Here is a 19,732-nt window from a genome sequence, read left to right as displayed (position 1 = left end):
TTAGAATGAAACAGCCAAATCGAGCTATTCAATTTAAGTCTAGTAATGAGGTAGAACTTTTGGAAAAGGATTATCAAGAGCCGAACATGGATGTAGCTCAATTAGCGCATGTAGAGATTTTTTCACCGAAACCAGAGGAATCTGTGGATTTTTTCCGTAGAATTTTAGGAATGGATGTTGTTCATCAGGAAGGACAGTCCGTCTATATGCGTGCATATGAAGATACCTATCATAACACATTGAAAATTACCGAAAGTTTTGAAGCAGGACTGGGACATGCTGCTTGGAGGGCAAGATCGCCACATGCACTACTACGACGAGTAGAAGCACTGGAGAAGACAGGTCTTGGGTTAGGGTGGATAGAAGGAGATATTGGTCATGGTGCTGCCTATCAATTCCAAACGCCAGATGGACATAAAATGGAGATTCTATGGGATGTCGATTACTACATGCCACCAGAAGAACAGCATACAGTATTGTTAAATCGTGCTCAAAAACGACCAGACCGAGGAGTTCCTGTACGACGCCTTGATCATATTAATCTAATGAATTCGGACACAAAGAAAAACACGGATTTTCTTATGGATGCACTAGGTATGCGCTTAACAGAAAAGATTGTGACAGATGAGGGGGATGTATTGGGTACATGGCTAAGTGTATCGAATATTGTCCATGAATTAGCATTTATGAACGACCCATCCAATGCAAAAGGCAGACTGCATCATGTTTGTTATTGGTATGGTATCCCACAGAATCTATTTGATGTTGCCGATCTTTGTAAAGAAAATAACATTCATGTGGAACTCGGACCTAGAAAACATTCTATCAGTCAGGCATTTTGCTTATATGTCTATGAACCAGGCGGCAACCGAATTGAATTGTTCGGTGATGCTGGGTACCTGATCTTTGACCCAAGCTGGAATCCAGTCATCTGGAGTGATTTGCAAACCGTATCTGACCGTGGAGTGGGGGCTGGTTTTACAGAGTCTTATTGGAATTACGGAACACCAGATGTGAAAGCGAGAGTGCATATGGATTAATTATATCAGGTTGAAAAATGCATAGTAAAAAGTAAATGAAGATGATTTCGTGGGCCCTATCTAAAAACCGGGTTTTCTGAAAGCTTGTTAATATCCTGGTTAAAAAGTTACTATTCTTAAAAACTTAATAAAGGAGAGTATTATTTTGGATTTTAAAGAATTTAGAAAGTGTATGGGGCATTTTGCTACAGGGGTTACTATTATTACGAGTGAAACTGACTCTGGAACGCATGGTTTTACGGCAAATTCATTTACTTCCATCTCACTTGATCCAATGCTTGTTTTAGTTTCCGTAGATAAGAGCACGAAAGCTATGCGTATTCTTAAAAATAATAATTTTATTGTTAACATACTAAAAGAAGACCAACAAGATACTGCGTTACATTTTGCGGGAAGGACAATGGGGCAGCTACCTTTTAAGTGGGAGAAGGGGTTGCTTGGTAACAGAATCAAAGACTCGTTAGCATATATTGAATGTGTTCCATGGAGAGAATACGAGGGAGGTGACCATGTATTATATCTAGGAGAAGTTAAAAGCTTTGAATATAGAAAAGGGGCTCCTTTAGCGTATTATGGCGGTAAATTTTCGGAAGTAGTCACAAAATAAGATTGAATAGGAGGATTTAGAATGGGAAATTATAAAAATAGATTACCATTGACTGGCGAGGAGTATTTAGAAAGTTTAAGAGATAATAGAGAAGTTTGGATAAATGGTGAAAAAGTTAAAGATGTTACAACACATCCAGCCTTTCGAAATTCAGCAAGATCAATTGCTCGTATGTATGATGCGCTTCATGATGGAAAAACAAAAAGTATTTTAACAAGAGAGACGGATACAGACAATAATGGATATACACACAAGTTTTTTCGATTTGATAAAACACGCGAAGAACTTTTGCAAACTAGAGATTCCATTGCGGAATGGGCAAAAATGTCATATGGTCAGATGGGGAGATCCCCTGACTATAAAGCCTCTTTTATGGCAACCTTAGGTGCGGATCCAGATTATTATGCACCATATGAAGATAATGCTAGGTTCTGGTATAAAGAAGCTCAAGAAAGAAACTGGTTTTTTAACCATGCTATTGTTAATCCACCGGTAGATCGTAACAAACCTCTGGAAGCAGTAAAAGATATTTTTATTAAGGCAGAAAAAGAAACGAACGAAGGAATCATTGTTAGTGGTGCGAAAATGGTAGCAACGGGCTCTGCTTTAACAAACTTCAATTTTGTTGCTCATTATGGCGCGGTTCCAATCGGAAGTGAGGATATGGCATTAGTATTCATAGCACCACTGGACAGTCCAGGGGTAAAGCTAATATGTCGTCAATCCTATGAAATGCAAGCATCTGTTATGGGAAGTCCATTCGATTATCCATTAAGTAGTCGGTTTGATGAAAATGATGCTGTACTTGTCTTTGATGAAGTGCTTATTCCTTGGGAGAACGTTCTAGTTTATCGTAATGTTGAAAAAGCAAATAATTTTGTGAAACATAGTGGTTTCCAATATCGTTTGACATTGCATGGAGCAACTAGATTAGCAGTAAAACTGGATTTTGTAAGCGGTTTATTAATGAAAGCTGTTAAAACAAGTGGTACAGACCAATTCCGTGGAGTTCAGGCGAACGTTGGAGAAGTTATTGCCTGGAGAAATATGTTATGGGCTTTAAGTGACTCAATGGCAATGAATCCAGATCAAGGACCGAATGACACGCTAATCCCAAATATGGATTCCAGTTTATCTTACCGTGTATTTGCGGCAGAAGGATGGTCAAAAGTTAAAAATATTATTCACAATGTAGTTGCTGGTAACTTAATTGTTCAACCTTCCAGTGCGTTAGATTTTAAAAATCCTGAATTAAAACCTTTACTTGATAGATTGTACCGAGGATCTAATGACATTACTGCCCATGATAAAGTTAAATTAATTAAATTACTTTGGGAAGTAGTAGGTTCTGAATATGCTGGTCGTCATGAATTGTATGAACGGAATTATACGGGAAACCACGAAAATATTAGATTAGAGAACTTACTTATTGCCCAAGCTACTGGAAAAGCAGATGACTTTGTTTCCTTTGCAGAACAGTGTATGGCAGATTACGATATTGATGGATGGGTTAATGATACTTGGGTTAATCCAGAAGATGTAAGCTACATTATTAGGCAAAAAGAGTTGAGATAAACTTGTGTTGGGGTATTCTTCCAGAGTCAGGTGCGATATGAATTCTTTTTGCTAAGCACAAAGGCAACAGGAAAAGGTGAAGTGAAGGAAGTCGTTAAAATATTTATAAGTATCCATGATATAATAAAGCAATCTTATTGTGAATCAATTCACAATATGTTAAAATGAAGGTAGCAATGTAACGATTCCCAAATATATTAAAGAAAGTGAATCATCAATTAGCGGGGATTTTTCCACTGATTATTAGTGCCACAAGGGTATGACCTAAGACCTCTGAATGAATTAGGAGTTTACAGGCTACTCACCCCCGCTTATCTTTCTAGAAGTATCTCGGATTCTTCTCGTTAAGGGTCTTACAGCCAGTTCATCACGAGATAAATTCAGTGAACAAAAAATAAGAGTGGGAAAATAGTAATATTCCCACTCCTAAAATTACATATTCAATTCCAATCATATAGATTTCTATTTTGTGTCCATATTTCCCATAGTTTAGCAATAATGCAATATGTGATTGGATTTGAATTTATGATATTATTCTCCACCAGTAACACCAAGTGCCTCCCCGGTGATTGCTGCAGCACCGTCTGAAGCTAAGAATAGCGCAGTAGCCGCAATTTCTGAAGGTTCAAGTAAACGTTTCAGCCATTGATTCCCTATGATGTGGTGATTTAATGCTTCTTCCACAGTTGTTCCATCTTTTTCTGCAAGTTTTGGTAACTGTTTTTCAATTAATGATGTACGAGTAGGTCCAGGTAAGATTGAATTAGCTGTAATACCATATTTTGCATTTTCCATTGCTACTACGTTTGTAAATCCAATTTGACCATATTTTGCAGCAACATAAGCAGATTTGTAAGCATCTGGTCTTCTACCATGGCCGGAAGATATGGTGATGACACGACCTTTTTTTTGTTTCTGCATAGCAGGAAGGACATGTTTCGTTGTTAAGAATGTCCCTTTGAGAATGACATCGACAACAAGGTCCCATTTTTCATCTGGGAACTCTTCAACTGGAGAAATAAACTGAACTCCTGCGTTGTTTATGAGGACATCAACTGTTCCACGTTCGGCAATGACCTTTTCAACCGCCGATTTAACGCTTTCTTCATCTGCTACATTTACTTCATAACCATTTGCATTTCCTAATTTTTCAGCGGCACTTTTTGCAGCTTCTTCATTTAAATCGAATATTGCAACAAAGTCTCCATTGTTATGAAATTCTTCTGCAATAGCATAGCCAATTCCTTGGGCTGCTCCGGTAACGATTACTGTACGTTCATTTTTAGTTGTCATTAGTAAATCCTCCTAAGTATGTTTTTTTCATCTAATATATAACATTTACTATTAAGTACTAGAAAAAGTGTTTACGATTTTCCTTTATCAAAAACACCTCCTTAAAGGGAAAGCCTACAAAAAATAAAAGTAGTCTTCACTTTTTTAAAAACAATTAATAAATCAAAATGGCTGTAATTAATACCGCAATTAGGGCAAGTACATTTGCCCCTGTTACCGCAATAAATTGATATTTAAAGCCATTTTTGTGAGTAAGTCCGGTTAAAGCAAGGAATGTCAGCACAGCACCATTATGTGGCATAAGTGTTATTGTTGACGATGCAATTGCTGATACTCTATGGATGACATCCGGATTAAGTCCCATTTCAAGATAACTTTGACCGAAAGCTTCCATGACGATCCCTAGTGCTCCGGAAGCAGAACCTGTTATCCCCCCAAAAAGAGCTGATGCAACAGACAAGCTGATAAGGGGATCGCCCGGGATATTTAGAATGAAATCAGAAATATAATTGAACCCAGGTGCAATGGTAATGACGACGCCAAAAGCTACTGCGGATGATGTTAAGAAAACTGGCATGATAGATCCACTGGCACCTTCATTTATAACCTCCTTTTGGTTTGGAATGTATTTATGGAATAGAATGGCTGAAGCGATTACAGAAACAGCTAAACCAATCACAATAATATTAGGTATTTCCAAAATACTTCCTACCAAAATAACTGCAATTAAAAGAACGATAGGTAGAATACTAATGATAAAAGGAGGAATATTGCTTTTTAATACTTTACTTGCTTCTTCATCATCTTCTTCTACATTAAAATCGCTGAATGTTTCTCCTCTATCCAAGCTTTTATTTAATGTAAATTTCATATACCATAGGCCAAAAACAATGGCCACAACAGAACCTATAATTCCCAATAGTGGTGCTGCCGTCAGGGTTGTCCCAAGATAAGCTGTTGGCACAACGTTTTGAATAGATGGTGTTGCAGGCAACATAGTCATGGTAAAAGTACCTAAGCCAAGCTGAATAGGAATCGTCACCAGATTCCATGCAATATTTAGTTGTTTAAATAATGGTTTGGCAAGTGGGATAAGCACGAATACAACAACAAACAGACTAACACCGCCATATGTTAAAATAGCTGTAATAAGGAGCAGTGCTACTAACACGGAAAACGGATTTTTTGTCCCCGTTTTATTTAGGATTTTTTGTGCAATGGATTGTGCAGCTCCACTTTTATCGATATACTTTGCTAAAATTGATCCTAAAAGAAAGACAGCAAAGAAATTAATGATAAATCCAGTAAGACCGGTCATATAGGAATTCTCTGTACCTATTAAAGAAGAGAAAAAGTCTAACTGATTTGTTACTATCACTATAATGGATGCAATCGGAGCAACAATCAAAATGCTATAGCCTTTCATTGCTCCAAAAATGATTGTTATGATTCCAAGCAATATACCTAAAACTTCAATGAACTCCATAATTCTTTTCACCTCAAAATTTTTCTGGTTGTCAGTTATTTTGCTGATTAATAACCAAAATATTCCTCATAGTACTATATTGTAAAGTTCTTAATTAAAATATCTTTATTTAAAGATATTTACCCCCAAAAAAATACCTATAATATATGTAATTGCTACTCTTAAAGGATTTGTTCTGCGGTGTAATTTCTCCATTACGTATATTTCCAGTTTTTGGCTACATAAGCAATTAAATGTATACTAGACATTTTCTAGTGGTCTTCTAATCTCTATAATATTCCTCCTAAAGTAATATATTTTTTCCATAATCTAGTATGTCACAGATTATTCACATTATGAAATACCATTTTCGTTATAATATTTATACTTAATATGTTATAACTTTATAAGGTTTTAATATTCTTCTTAAAATACAATTAATAAAGTGATATACCTATTGGTAATAGAATGTATGTAAATATGGTATAAGGAGTTTAGAAATATGAAAGATCTTTCTGGAAAATATGTAAAAGCTATTGCAGAATACGGGAATTTCTCACAGGCAGCGAAAGCTTTATACATATCACAGCCATACCTCAGCAAATATATTAAGAATTTGGAAGACGAGCTTGGAATTGAGATCGTGAACCGAAAAGTGCATCCAATATCATTAACGTATGCTGGGGAACGCTATTTATCTTATATGAATGAAATGGAACAGACGTATACAAAAATGCAACATGAGATGGAGTCGATTTCCAATTTGGAAAAAGGGCGGCTAAAGCTTGGTATTAACCCAATATTAGGTTCTCATACTCTTTACAATGTTTTACCGGATTTCATATTAAATTATCCTGGTATTGAGATTGAGCTTGTTGAGGAATCTGCAAATGATATGGAATCATTACTTTTAGAGGGGAAAATTGATATTTGTTTAAACATGCTCCCTATATTTAATCCGGACATTATTTATGAAACCCTTTATGAAGAAAGGCTATATCTCGTCGTTCCTCCTAGCCATAAATTTTATAATCCCAATAAGAAACCCATTAACCACATTCCATTTCACCCCCGTCTTCTAGACGGAGAGAAATTTATTTTGCTTAAACAAGGACTTGGTTTAAGAAGACTTACAGACGTTATATTCAATGAATACTCGATTACTCCAAATATCGTCATTGAAACACAAAATATCGAAAGTGCATTTCGATTAGCTAATAGAGGGGTTGGATTAACGATTATTCCGGAAAGTGTTATTACCCGAAACAATATCGTTAATGATTCCATTTTTTACACTTTAGGTAATCCGATTTATAAAAATCATGTAGTCGTTAGTTATAAAAAAGGAGAATCCTTATCCGCTCCTGCTCTCTCTTTTCTAAATATGGCAAAGGAAAAGTATAAACAATTTTAATCTAAAAAGAACTCTCACTGTTAAACAGCCAATAAAAGGACTTAGATTCTTTCTAAGTCCTTTTATCATGCTTATAAATTCAACTCATTTCATGTAGTAAAGCACGGGCACGATTCTAATGCTCCATGCACAAACAGTTTGAAGCAAAAGAACCGCCCCCCCGCGTTTTTAGGGCATTATTAAAAGAACCACAATGCGAAAACTACCGTAACCAGCAGGCCAATGATGACAGGGAAAAAGCTTCTTCGGACTAAATCTATGACAGATATTTTGGCAAAGCCGGCGATGGCGACGATTGGTGACCATGCGATAAGGGTACCTCCACCAACCCAAATGGAACCGATTTGTCCGATAGAAGCAAGGGTTGTTGGGTCTATACCTGCGGAGGGGGCCAATGCCTCTGAAAGCGAACCAATTAGTGGTAGAGCAGAGAAGCCAGAGCCGTCAAGACCAGATAACATCCCTAAGATCAATACACCAAACGCTGTGAAAAACTCGTTAGTTGGAATATAAGCCTGACCTTCCTCGACTAAGTCAAATAGGAAAGAAGGTGTAGAATCAGGATTTGTACCGAAAATCTGTCCAGCTAACTCCCCACTTCCGATAAAGAAGAAGGCGGCAACAGGAATCACTAGCCCCATTACTCGAAAGGCATAGACGAAGCCGTTTAAGATATGGTCACTGACTTCCTGTAACGTTTTTTTGTAGTTACGGAACAGAGACATGATAATAATCAAAATAACCGCTGTACCGCCTACAATAGCTGAACCAGCCCCGTCTTCAATTGCTGGTACCGCATCAGAATAAGTAGCCACAACTACGTACGTGACAATGATTAAAAAGATGAAAGGTACAAGAAATGAAAATATTGGACTGTACTTTCCCTTTTTAATGTCCATGTCATTCGGTTTTAAGTTTAATTCATTATCACCACTTTTTTTCCATTCAGTAAGATTTTCTTTGGATGGTTTCTTTATAGATTTACGTATCATAAAAAAAGCAATAGTTAGGGAAATAGCACCGGTGACAAGAGATAAAATGAAGGTTTGCTCTCCAATTGCATGAACATCCAGTGCCGGGCTGCTTGAAGCTGTTAATTTCGGTGCAACCTGTAATATAAAATCGGATGATAGTGCCATCCCATGTCCTGCAAGGGAAATCGCAATGGCTGTGCCTATTGGTGGAAGTCCAGCTTGGATAGCTACTGGAATTAACAGTGCGCCAATGAGTGGAACAGCTGGTGCTGGCCAAAAGAATAGCGATAAGAAGTACGTGACGGCAACTAGTACCCAATAAGCTAAAGTGCCATTGCGCATCACCATTTGGAATGGTTTTACCATTTGTTCATCAGCGCCGATCGACTGAATCGACCTAAGTAGTGCAGTCATAATGGCAATAATTAAAAAGATATGAAACAGCTCCGTTGCGGCAGTTAAGTTTGCATTAAAAATGGCTTGAACCCCATCTAAAAAAGATCCAGTAAAGGACCAAGCTACAAGAAAAATCATGACTAATGCTGGTACAACAACATTCTGTCTAGATACCATCGTTAGAATAATGATCAATGTTCCGACTAAATATAACCAATGTGCTACTGTAAGTTCCATATATATCTCCTTTACCTTGGGATATACAACTATTTTATGTGATTTTTAGGTGGATGTGAGAAGCGTACAAAGCATGGGGAAAGTTCTTTTGCTTCATGTTTGTGCAGTTTGAAGCGAAAGAAGAAGGAGATTTAATCCTTGATGTCGGGCTATATAATATAATAAAAAAACGTCCGCTTGCGCTTTTCTAATTTTCATCCATTATCCCAAAGCATTTCAACCCCTCTTAAATCCGCACAACCATAAATTTGGTTATGCTTTCTATAAAATCAGGTTAAATAAACCATGTCAGATTTCCTTACAAGTTAGTTGTGCGAACATTTCAAATATAGTAAGTTAACAAATAACAAAAGATGTTAAAAAAACTAACAAAGGGAGAGAAGGAAATGGAAATAGTTCTAATGGACAATTTATGGGTAATCATTGGTACATTTTTAGTTTTTCTGATGATTGGTGGATTTATTTTACTTGAAGCTGGATCAACGAGAATGAAAAATGCTGGTCATATTGCTGGTAAAACGATATTCACTGCTGGGATTGGCTCACTCGTGTTCTGGGCTGTTGGCTGGGGGTTTATTTACGGTGAAGGGAACGCCTTGATTGGTTTATCAGACTTCTTTTATGGAGATGCCTCCATTAGTGAGGAAGGACTAGCTCCAGCTGTAGACTTTATGTTTCAAATGATGTTTGCTTTAGTTGCGTTGACTATTGCGTTTGGTGGATTTGCTGAACGTGCGAAATTATCTTCATATGTTATTTTTGCAGTGTTATTCTCAGCTTTGATTTATCCAGTTGTCGCACATTGGATTTGGGGGGGCGGCTGGTTAGCGGATCATGGAAAACAGGACTTTGCAGGTTCAACGGTTGTTCATTTAACAGGTGCAATGGCAGCACTTGCTGCAACGATTATCTTAAAGCCGCGTATTGGTAAATATAACAAAGATGGTTCCCCCAATGAGCTTGCCGGTCACAATCAAGTCTATACAGCATTAGGTGTTTTGCTTCTATGGGTAGGCTGGTTTGGATTTAATGGTGCTAGTACATTTGAAGTTGCAGATGCCTTCTTTGGATTCGTGGTTCTTAATACTCAAGTAGCGGCAGCAGCTGGTGCAGTGACAGCGATGTTTGTAGCCTGGGCTTTAACTGGAAAAGCGGATGTGCCGACAACATTAAATGGTGCATTAGCAGGGCTTGTGGCGATTACAGCTCCTGCGGGTTTTGTGGAACCATGGGCTGCCGTGATTATTGGGATGATTGGTGGAATCATTGTCGTCTTTAGTATGAGGCTGTTTGATAAGGCTAAGATTGATGATCCAATTTTTGCATTATCCGTTCATGGTACGGTAGGTGTTTGGGGGACACTTGCTTGTGGATTGTTCGCTGTCCCTGCATTTTCTTCAGAGATTGGCTGGGGTCAACCAGGATTATTCTATGGTGGCGGATTTACGCAATTAGGCGTTCAAACCATGGGTGTCGTTGCTAGTGGTATATATGCATTCGTTGTAGCTTTTATCATCTTGAAGGTAATGGATAAAGTAATGGGCGGAATTCGTGTATCTGAGGAGGAAGAAATGGTTGGACTTGACCTAAGTGAACACGGTGGATATGGATACCCGGAAAACATTCCGAATCCTAATGATCAAAAAGGAGCATAATGGCATGATATGATTAGTTGAAACAAGGGGGTCGACTATTTTGAACAGGTACGTCGAACTGAAAAATTGGCGACAAAAATATATAAAGATGGTATCAACTAATCATGATGAGTTAAATCACTTCCATGATGAATTGATGAGGAAAACGGTTGAATGCGCGATGGAGAAAATACAAAGGGAGTGGGGGAATCCTCCTGCCCCTTTTTCCTTCTTTTTAATGGGAAGTGCTGGCCGGTTCGAGCAGTCGGTGTGGAGCGACCAGGATCATGGACTAATATTTGATGGGGATAGAGAGTGTGAAGACTATTTTTTAAAATTGGGAAAGGAAATCGCACATGGTTTAAATATAGTAGGCTACCCATTGTGTGATGGAAATGTGATGGCATCCAATCCACTGTGGTGTCAGTCGCTTCATCGTTGGAAACAGCAAATATCGGAATGGTTAATGGAAGCCAGCTGGACATCACTGCGCCATTTTTGTACGTTCTTTGACTCCAGGGTATTAATTGGTGACCGGCAATTTTTAACAGATATGAAAAGTCATGCGATTACCATGATCAACAGTCATCCCAAGTTATATTTACGCTTTGTGGAAAATGTTGATTTTATCAAAAAGGGAATCGGTATATTCGGTCAATTATTGCCAGAATCCTATGGGGAGCAGTCCGGCAGCATACAGCTGAAACAAACGACCATCTTTCCATATGTTAATTCACTGCGATTGCTAGCCGTAAAAGAGGGGATTTTAGATTCGTCCACCCTCTCCAGATTTCACAAAATAAAGGATATATATCCATCCATTTATCGTTTTGAGAAATATTTTGTTCAGTTGCTTCATTTCCGACTTCATTTCCAACAGGATGCCCAAAGCTATCAGCAAGTTCACCTTATACCAATAGGTCATTTGACGAGAAACGATAAGAAGGAGCTTAAATTATTCATGAAAAAAGGTTATGAGCTTTTTTCTCATACAAAAAAACGAATAGTAAATGAGTGGCAGGCATGGTGATGCATCAGTTGCTTCAATTTGTCAGACAAATGACAGGCCGATTTCATTCCGATGCTTATGCTTCTATATCTGATCCGAAACAGCTCGCATATATTAGGGACTTACACCGGGAAATAAAGAAGCGGGACGTGTTACATATTCCGTTTGATGAGCTGCGCGTTGTTGTTTTTGATATAGAAACTACGGGATTTTATCCTTATAAAGGGGATCGAATATTAACGATTGGTGCTGTGAAAATGAAAGGCGACCATATTTTAAATGAGAACACCTTTTATTCTGCCATTTACAGTGATAGGGGTCCTTCCGAAGAGATAGAGAAATTAACTGGTATTACGAAAGAACAACTAGTAGTGGCTCCTCCGATAAGAGATGTTTTACAACGATTTTACCAGTTTGTTGGGAGTGATGCGCTCGTTGCACACCACTCCAGCCATGAGAAACAATTTATGAAACATGCAAACTGGCTGGCATTACGAACAGCTTTTCACCATCGAATTCTTGATACATCCTTCCTTACCGAAGTCACTCATCCCGGCTTAGGTCTTCACACACTGGATGAATACTGTGATTACTATGGGATTATAAATCAGCAAAGACACCATGCTTTGCATGATGCCATAGCAACGGCAAAACTCTGGTCGGAAAGTATTCGCCAAGTAAAGCAATTCGGTTATACTCATTTAAAGGATGTGTATACACAGTTAGCAAAGATGAAATAGTGGATTACGAAATCAAATAGCACCCGCTGTTCTTCATTGTGTATTTAAAAAGGTGTTAACAAAGTATATTATTGGTGAAACTTTTTTAATAAATGATTATAAAATTCCCCACCGAACGGTAAAATACTCTTAAGGTGGTGAAAACATGACTGTTATAAATCAAGTACAGCAAGCTCTGGCCAATGCAAAGAGTGCTCAAGCAAGTTTTGAATCGTATTCATTAAAAACACAGGATGAATCAGCTAAAGAAATGTATATAAATGCAGCTGGCCAACTACAAACTATCATTGATGGGCTCGAAAACCGTTTGAAAGAAATTGAACGGGATGAACCTTCTTATTTAAAGTAACTCCCATTACATCTATAATGGTTACTCTATAATGGGTAGCCTGCTCTTTAGAGATTATAAATCAAATGGAGCCGGTGTATAATTTGATCCAGACTAACTTTGGATTCATACTCATCCTCTTCTTTCAAGCTTTCTTTTAATGCTAAAATCTCCAGTTCAATTTCTTTATAATCTTCCAGTTCACCCAATAATTGTAGTTTCCATTTGCGCTTATTATAAAGTTCTTCAAATTCATCTATTGTAGATATAGCCTGACCCCATTCTTTTTTATTAATTTGCTCTTCTAACAGAGTGACGGAGCTAAATAATAATTCATCTTTTTCTGTTTTAACCAAATCGCAGCCAGAGGTTAGGATAAAAATAAATACCAAAGCTGAAAGTAATTTAATCTTCCCCACTATTAATAACACCTTCTTCTATTTCAATTAAAAATAAAGTATGGTTACTATAAGTTTTGCCTAATAATGTAGTGAATAGTACGGAAAATAATAAAAGGGGTAAAAATAGTGAATGATTTAACATATGTTTTTATAAGAGGGTTAGTTGCATTCATTTTAATGTTCATCTTGGCGCGTCTTATGGGAAAAAGGCAAATCACTCAAGTTACATATTTTGATTATATTGTAGGTATTACGATTGGTAGTATTGCTGCCGAATTAACGTTTAGTCCACATATCAGAATGTCTAATTTTATTTTAGGAATGTTCATTTGGGCATTTATACCAATCTTAATTTCCAAATTGGAATTGAAGTCAAAACGTTTTCGAAATATTATGGAGGGGAATTCTACTACTTTAATAAAGGATGGTAAGATTCTAGAAAAAAATTTAAGAAAGGAGAAACTAACCATTGATGAAATGATGGTTCTTCTTAGAAAAAAGGATGTTTACAAGCTTTCCGACATAGAGTCAGCAGTTATGGAGAAAAATGGGGAAATTTCAATTTTAAAGAAGAGTGAGCTTCAGCCCTTAACTCCGGTAGATATGGGGATGGTTGTTGAAAAGGAACATCTTCCATGTATTGTTATTATAGATGGAAATCTTTTAGATAAAACATTGGCTGACTATGGGTATACAGAAGAATGGCTGTTAGGGGAAATACAGAAACAAGGTGCAGAAAAGATATCTGATGTATTTGTAGCACAAATCGATTCAATGGGTAATGTGTATGTGGATTTATATAATGATAACGTAAAGAGTCAGCAAATTAAGGATAAGCTGTTAGTAGCAGCGAATATCAAGCAGCTTCAAACCAATCTTGTTAACTTCTCCTTACAAACGCAAAATAAAGAAGCTAAGGATATGTATAGTCAATATGCCAAACAAATGGATAAACTGATAGAGGACATGTCCGTGTATTTAAAAGAGTAATTGATAAGGAAGAATGGAAGTAAAACAACAGGTTTATATGGTCTGCCTCTTTATTTCTAAACAGCAAACTTATTATTTGGACTTAATTATTATAAAATACTGTTCACCATTTTCTCTAAGTTATTGAAGACCAACATACACTAATGGCTCATTTTCCTCAAATAGTGTATAATTAAATGCTGTTGTCTTTTTGTATCATCAAGTACTAATTTTGCAAATTCATCAGCATTTCCATCGAATCACCAAATGCCCATGCCTCATAATCCTTCGATGTATTTGGGTTCATTTTCCGATAGTCTTCCCATATTTGAATAATTGATTGAATCATTACTTATATATTTAAAATCTGCTTTCTATTTTTTAAATAATACTTTAGATTTGTACTTCTCGATAACCATGCAGTAACTCGGGGGAGTTGCTTTCCTAAAAGCCGTGCAAATGAGAGTTTTTCTAAGGGAACAACCTTATAAAAAAATAAGTAGATTTTAGTTAAATAATTAGTTAATTTAAGTTATCATAAACGAAAATGGTTAAGACATAAGAAAGAAATAATATGAAATATTAAAATATAGATGTTTAAGGAGGGAATTTATGTTCCAATTTCCACTTGAAGAGCCGGTCATTATTTTTGCCATAGCTATGGTTATCTTTTTCCTATCGCCTATTATTATGAACAAACTCCGAATTCCAGGAATTATAGGACCCATATTAGCTGGAGTTATAGTTGGCCCCAATGGATTAAATCTGTTGGCTAGAGACCAAACCATAGTATTATTAGGTACGGTAGGGCTCCTATTTATTATATTTATTGCCGGACTTGAATTAGATATAGATGGTTTTAAGAAATATCGTAACCGCAGTATTATATTTGGGCTGCTATCATTTAATATTCCACTTATCTTAGGGACCGTGGTTAGTTTGCTGCTTGGTTATAATTTAATGGCTTCCATATTAATTGGTTCTATTGTTGGCTCCCATACGCTATTGGCATATCCGATTGCGAGCCGACTGGGTGTTGCAAAGAAAAAGGCCGTAACAACAGCAGTTGGTGGGACGTTATTAACGGATACCCTTGCATTATTGATACTGGCTGTGATAACTGGAGCGGCAGAGGGGCAGTTATCCTTTGCGTTTTGGAGTGAAATGGTTGTCTCCTTAACCATCTTTGTGTTTATTGTGCTTTGGGGAACACCCATTATTTCAAAGTGGTATTTTCGTAATTCCTTAAATGAGGGAATTGCTAATTTCACATTTGTCATGGTTATCCTCTTTACTGCAGCATGTATAGCAGTTGTCATCAACATGCAACCAATAATTGGTGCATTCTTAGCGGGATTAGCATTGAATCGTTACGTACTCGATCATGGAACATTGATGAATCGAATTCGTTTTATCGGAAATGCGCTGTTTATTCCATTTTTCCTGCTATCTGTAGGTATGTTAATGGACTTGAAGGTGTTATTTACGAATCCTAAAGCTTGGATTGTAACACTTGCCATATTATTTGCTGTATTTATTGGAAAATGGTTAGCTTCTCTTATTACGAGTAAGGTTTACGGATATTCCTCTAATGAAAAAAATGTCATTTTTGGATTAACCATTCCACAGGCTGCTGCAACACTTGCATCGACACTTGTTGGTTTTGAAGTTGGTCTGTTAGATCAATCCACTGTCAACGCAGTAATTATTATGATTTTAATTACATGCTTTATGGGGCCATATTTAGTTGAAAAGTACAGTAGGGAAATAGCACTAAAAGAGGAAACAAAGGCACCTGATCAGAATCGGGTACCAGAGCGTATTCTTATTCCTTTATCCAATCCTGAAACAGCCGAAGCACTTATGGACTTGTCTTTTTTAATTAAGCAGCCGAATACAGATGATCAGCCGTTATATCCGTTAAAGGTTGTGTTAAAGGATATGAAGTCAGTGGAAGCAGAAGTCGCGAACGCAGAGAAAATGTTAAGTCATTCCTTAGAACATGCAGCAAGTGCAGAGGTTCCGGTCAGATTAGTTACAAAAGTGGATAATAACGTTTCAGACGGAATTATTCGGGCAATTGCTGAGGAGAGAATTAACACAGTAGTAATAGGCTGGAATGCAGAAAGGACATCAAATAAATTATTTGGGAGTGTGCTTGATCGTCTTATTGATCAAACGGGTCAGACCGTTCTAGTTACAAAGCTTGGTCACCCATTAAACACAACCAATCGAATTGTTTTGATTATTCCTTTTGGAGCGGATCATAAACCAGGATTTTATGAAGCGCTTGGAAGAATCAAAATGCTGACAAGTAAACTAAATGCATCTTTATTTGTGTATGTTATTAAAGGTTCGGTTGATATTTATGAAAGACATATGAAGGAAGTAAAACCAAATCCTCCAACCGAAGTAGAACATGTTAGCGGATGGTCTGATTTAAGGGAAGAATATCAAAATGAATTGAAGGATGATGATCTTGTTATCATATTAAGTGCGAGAAAAGGGACGGTTGCCTGGCATCCTCAACTGGAAGAGTTGCCAAAACAATTATCAGCCGTTAAACCGGAGAGCTTTATCATTTATTATCCAAGAGAAGAAATGGAAGTCGATATAAGAGGATCCAGAGGCTTGGACGTTCCGAAAGAAATATTAAGGAAGAAAGATTACGATTATAGCTAATAACCAGGAATGCTAGGAGCGGTTTTTATATAAAAGGCTTCTAAAAAAACAGTTACAGAATCAGTGAAAGGTTATTAAAAATGTGTTAAATTTTTTCGTAATCATAAAAGAATAGGTTGATTGCTTTTTGTAGATTTGTTAAGATAAGTAATAATTAAAAAAGGCTATGTGTAACTGGCGAACACGGATAACCGTGAGGGAGCACATAGTATCGAATAGCCGTTCGCCTGGGCAGAGGTAAGGGGTTCAAATCCCTTACCTCTTTATGCTTATTAACATGAGATAATCAATAAATGTCATTCTAGTAAGAGATTTTGGATTATTAATAATATTAATACCTTTGATTACTATGTTTTTATTTTAATAGATTAAATCTAAGAAAAAGATAAGGGTGTGAATGTGAATATGAACAGAGTCTACAATTTTTCGGCAGGTCCCTCTATGCTTCCGTTGCCGGTATTGGAAAAGGCACAAAAAGAACTGGTTAATTATGCAAACTCTGGTATGTCTGTCATGGAATTGAGTCATCGATCAGGACTCTTTACAGAAATTATTACAGAAGCAGAACAGCTTTTAAGAGAATTAATGCGTATACCGGAAAACTACAAAGTTCTATTCCTTCAAGGAGGAGCATCACAGCAATTTGCATCAGTACCAATGAATTTGTTTGGTGAGAACGGAAAGGCATATTATATTCATACAGGTTCATGGTCTAAAAAGGCGATTAAGGAAGCGAATAAATTTGGAAGCATTCGCGTTATTGCCTCATCCGAAGATAAGAATTTTAGTTACATTCCTTCTGTTGATCAAAGTATGATTGATCCAGAGGCAGATTATGTGCATATCACAACGAATAATACGATTGAAGGAACTACATTTCATGAGATTCCGGATACAGGCGATGTACCTTTAGTAGCTGATATGTCCTCCAATATTTTGTCAGAGGAAGTGGATGTCTCTAAATTCGGCTTAATTTATGCAGGTGCACAGAAAAATATTGGTCCAGCTGGATTGACCGTTGTTATTATACGTGAAGATTTAATAGGAAAAGCATCAGATAGTTGTCCAACCATGCTTAACTATCAAACACATAGTGAGAGTGGTTCTTTATATAATACCCCACCAACGTTTTCTATCTATATGGCAAAGTTAGTTTTTGAATGGTTAAAAGGTCTTGGCGGCTTGAAGGAAATCGGAAAAATAAACCGGGAAAAGGCAAATATCTTATATCAATTTATTGATGAATCAAAGATGTTTACTTCCCCAGTTGAAAAAGAATCTCGTTCTATGATGAACATTCCTTTTATTAGTCCATCTGCTGAACTGGATGCTTCATTTTTAGAGAAAGCCAAAGTAGCGGGATTGGAAACATTAAAGGGCCACCGTTCAGTCGGGGGCATGCGAGCAAGTATTTATAATGCGATGCCTGTTGAGGGAGTTCAATCACTAGTTGAATGTATGAAGGATTTTGAAAAAAATTATAAATAAAGTGAGGGGAAACCATGAGTACCATAACATCAAATAAAGTAAAGACTATCAAAACGTTAAATCAGATAGCAGATAGTGGTCTACAAGTTTTCGATGAAGAAAATTACAAGATAGATAATGATAGTGAAAGCCCGGATGCTATTTTAGCCCGCAGCTATAACATGCATGGAATGGAGTTTGACAATCCATTAAAAGCGATTGCCCGAGCAGGAGCAGGTGTTAATAATATTCCAGTAGATAAGTGCACGGAACAAGGGATTGCGGTGTTTAATACACCTGGTGCGAATGCGAATGCAGTGAAGGAGCTAGTGATTACTTCTCTAATGGCATCCTCTCGAAACTTATTTGACGGAGTGAAATGGGTAAAATCATTAGAGAATGAAGGAGAACAAATTCCGAAGCTGGTGGAAGCAGGGAAGAAGCAATTTGTTGGTAAAGAAATTAAGGGAAAAACGTTAGGTGTCATCGGTTTGGGAGCAGTTGGGTCATTAGTAGCAAACGATGTACTGAATTTAGATATGGATGTTATTGGATTTGATCCGTTTATTTCCGTAAATACAGCATGGAATCTATCCCGAAATGTACAACGCGCTATGTCCATGGAAGAAGTATTCGAAAACTCGGATTATATTACGGTTCATGTGCCATTGACAAATGATACCAGAGGGATGTTTAATGAACAAGCCTTTAAGGTGATGAAAAAAGGAGTTCATATTTTAAACTTCTCTCGTGGTGAGCTGGTCAATGAAACAGATATGGCTGTTGCGCTGGAAAGTGGGAAAGTAGGGAAATATATTACAGATTTCCCGAATGAAAATGTATTGAAGATGGAAAATGCGATTTCTGTCCCACATCTTGGTGCTTCAACAAAGGAATCGGAGGAGAACTGTGCCATTATGGCAGCTCGACAAGTAAAAGAGTTTCTGGAAACAGGAAACATCAAAAACTCAGTCAATTTCCCAAATGCATCTCTTCCTTATACAGGTAAACGCCGTGTTGCAGCATTTCACCAAAATGTTCCAAATATGGTTGGGCAAATTACGTCTGCTATATCCAATTATCATTTAAACATAGCTGACATGGTGAACAGAAGCAGAAATGATTATGCATACACGATGATTGATATTGATGATAAAGTGAATGGAGATATTATTCCTGAATTAGTGGAGGATATCAAAAATATAGAAGGAATCGTTACAGTACGTGTTATATAATAAGAGGTAAAAATTGTTCGATACTGATGAAAAAGCACCTTTTTTAAAAAGGTGCTTTTTCAAGTGGTCTCGGACAGGTTCAACGTACTCGAATAGGTTCAGGAATTATTCAAGAGGTCACGTGGAAGGAATCTAGGTGCCCGGATGAACTTAAGAATCGTTCGAGGGGGAACGTAGAAAGGTTCTAGATGCCCGAAAGAGTTTAGGAATCAATGAAAAGGTCGCGTAGAAAGGTTCTAGTTGCCCGAATGAACTGGAGAATCCAT

General features: G+C 37.1%; 16 protein-coding genes and 1 riboswitch. Of the genes, 12 read left to right on the top strand and 4 right to left on the bottom strand.

Annotation, left to right across the window (positions count from 1 at the left end; genetic code table 11):
• The first annotated feature begins 5 nt into the window (after positions 1–5).
• The 3 genes from GMJ66_RS08150 to GMJ66_RS08140 all read left to right on the top strand — a co-directional run bounded on the left by GMJ66_RS08150 (position 6) and on the right by GMJ66_RS08140 (position 3,222).
• Positions 6–1,040: a catechol 2,3-dioxygenase gene (locus GMJ66_RS08150; RefSeq protein ID WP_197046648.1), complete on the top strand. Its 1,035-nt coding sequence runs from the start codon at positions 6–8 to the stop codon at positions 1,038–1,040.
• A gap of 145 nt (positions 1,041–1,185) precedes the next feature.
• Positions 1,186–1,647: a flavin reductase family protein gene (locus tag GMJ66_RS08145; protein WP_156289829.1), complete on the top strand. Its 462-nt coding sequence runs from the start codon at positions 1,186–1,188 to the stop codon at positions 1,645–1,647.
• Positions 1,648–1,668: 21 nt separating this feature from the next.
• Positions 1,669–3,222 carry a 4-hydroxyphenylacetate 3-hydroxylase N-terminal domain-containing protein gene (locus tag GMJ66_RS08140; protein WP_156289828.1) on the top strand — a complete coding sequence of 518 codons (1,554 nt, stop codon included), beginning with the start codon at positions 1,669–1,671 and terminating at the stop codon, positions 3,220–3,222.
• A gap of 531 nt (positions 3,223–3,753) precedes the next feature.
• Here GMJ66_RS08140 and GMJ66_RS08135 read toward each other — a convergent pair.
• Both GMJ66_RS08135 and GMJ66_RS08130 read right to left on the bottom strand, forming a co-directional pair.
• Positions 3,754–4,515: a 3-hydroxybutyrate dehydrogenase gene (locus GMJ66_RS08135; RefSeq protein ID WP_156289827.1), complete on the bottom strand. Its 762-nt coding sequence runs from the start codon at positions 4,513–4,515 to the stop codon at positions 3,754–3,756.
• A 154-nt stretch (positions 4,516–4,669) separates the two neighbouring features.
• On the bottom strand, positions 4,670–6,001 hold the full coding sequence (locus tag GMJ66_RS08130; RefSeq protein ID WP_156289826.1) for a GntP family permease: 1,332 nt from the start codon (positions 5,999–6,001) through the stop codon (positions 4,670–4,672).
• A 481-nt stretch (positions 6,002–6,482) separates the two neighbouring features.
• Between GMJ66_RS08130 and GMJ66_RS08125 the strand changes: the two genes are divergently transcribed.
• Entirely contained in the window at positions 6,483–7,394 is a 912-nt protein-coding gene (locus tag GMJ66_RS08125; protein ID WP_156289825.1) for a LysR family transcriptional regulator, read from the top strand.
• 179 nt (positions 7,395–7,573) lie between these two features.
• Here the strand turns inward: GMJ66_RS08125 and GMJ66_RS08120 are convergent, their stop codons facing one another.
• Entirely contained in the window at positions 7,574–9,001 is a 1,428-nt protein-coding gene (locus tag GMJ66_RS08120; RefSeq protein ID WP_156289824.1) for a hypothetical protein, read from the bottom strand.
• A 386-nt stretch (positions 9,002–9,387) separates the two neighbouring features.
• Here GMJ66_RS08120 and GMJ66_RS08115 point away from each other — a divergent pair, with 386 nt between their 5' ends.
• The 4 genes from GMJ66_RS08115 (at position 9,388) to GMJ66_RS08100 (ending at position 12,733) form a co-directional block, all read left to right on the top strand.
• Entirely contained in the window at positions 9,388–10,656 is a 1,269-nt protein-coding gene (locus tag GMJ66_RS08115; RefSeq protein WP_156289823.1) for an ammonium transporter, read from the top strand.
• A gap of 40 nt (positions 10,657–10,696) precedes the next feature.
• Positions 10,697–11,665 carry a DUF294 nucleotidyltransferase-like domain-containing protein gene (locus GMJ66_RS08110; RefSeq protein ID WP_231514874.1) on the top strand — a complete coding sequence of 323 codons (969 nt, stop codon included), beginning with the start codon at positions 10,697–10,699 and terminating at the stop codon, positions 11,663–11,665.
• Positions 11,659–12,384: an exonuclease domain-containing protein gene (locus GMJ66_RS08105; protein WP_156289822.1), complete on the top strand. Its 726-nt coding sequence runs from the start codon at positions 11,659–11,661 to the stop codon at positions 12,382–12,384. Before GMJ66_RS08110 ends, GMJ66_RS08105 begins: the two co-directional genes overlap by 7 nt.
• Positions 12,385–12,529: 145 nt before the next feature.
• Positions 12,530–12,733 carry a DUF1657 domain-containing protein gene (locus GMJ66_RS08100; RefSeq protein ID WP_156289821.1) on the top strand — a complete coding sequence of 68 codons (204 nt, stop codon included), beginning with the start codon at positions 12,530–12,532 and terminating at the stop codon, positions 12,731–12,733.
• Positions 12,734–12,780: 47 nt separating this feature from the next.
• Here the strand turns inward: GMJ66_RS08100 and GMJ66_RS08095 are convergent, their stop codons facing one another.
• On the bottom strand, positions 12,781–13,131 hold the full coding sequence (locus GMJ66_RS08095) for a DUF4363 family protein (protein ID WP_197046647.1): 351 nt from the start codon (positions 13,129–13,131) through the stop codon (positions 12,781–12,783).
• 108 nt (positions 13,132–13,239) lie between these two features.
• Here GMJ66_RS08095 and GMJ66_RS08090 point away from each other — a divergent pair, with 108 nt between their 5' ends.
• From GMJ66_RS08090 to GMJ66_RS08075, 4 genes are all read left to right on the top strand, one after another.
• Positions 13,240–14,103: a DUF421 domain-containing protein gene (locus tag GMJ66_RS08090; protein WP_156289819.1), complete on the top strand. Its 864-nt coding sequence runs from the start codon at positions 13,240–13,242 to the stop codon at positions 14,101–14,103.
• Between the two features lie 591 nt (positions 14,104–14,694).
• On the top strand, positions 14,695–16,764 hold the full coding sequence (locus GMJ66_RS08085; RefSeq protein WP_156289818.1) for a cation:proton antiporter: 2,070 nt from the start codon (positions 14,695–14,697) through the stop codon (positions 16,762–16,764).
• A gap of 160 nt (positions 16,765–16,924) precedes the next feature.
• Positions 16,925–17,004, top strand: a riboswitch (ZMP/ZTP riboswitch).
• A gap of 165 nt (positions 17,005–17,169) precedes the next feature.
• Positions 17,170–18,252 carry a 3-phosphoserine/phosphohydroxythreonine transaminase gene (gene serC / locus GMJ66_RS08080; RefSeq protein WP_156289817.1) on the top strand — a complete coding sequence of 361 codons (1,083 nt, stop codon included), beginning with the start codon at positions 17,170–17,172 and terminating at the stop codon, positions 18,250–18,252.
• Between the two features lie 14 nt (positions 18,253–18,266).
• Positions 18,267–19,466, top strand: a complete 1,200-nt coding sequence (locus GMJ66_RS08075; RefSeq protein WP_156289816.1) for a phosphoglycerate dehydrogenase — start codon at positions 18,267–18,269, stop codon at positions 19,464–19,466.
• Positions 19,467–19,732: the final 266 nt, after the last annotated feature.

The organism is Oceanobacillus salinisoli (assembly GCF_009733865.1).
Classification (GTDB): domain Bacteria; phylum Bacillota; class Bacilli; order Bacillales; family Amphibacillaceae; genus Oceanobacillus; species Oceanobacillus salinisoli.
This window is presented reverse-complemented; position numbering and strand designations above follow the sequence as displayed.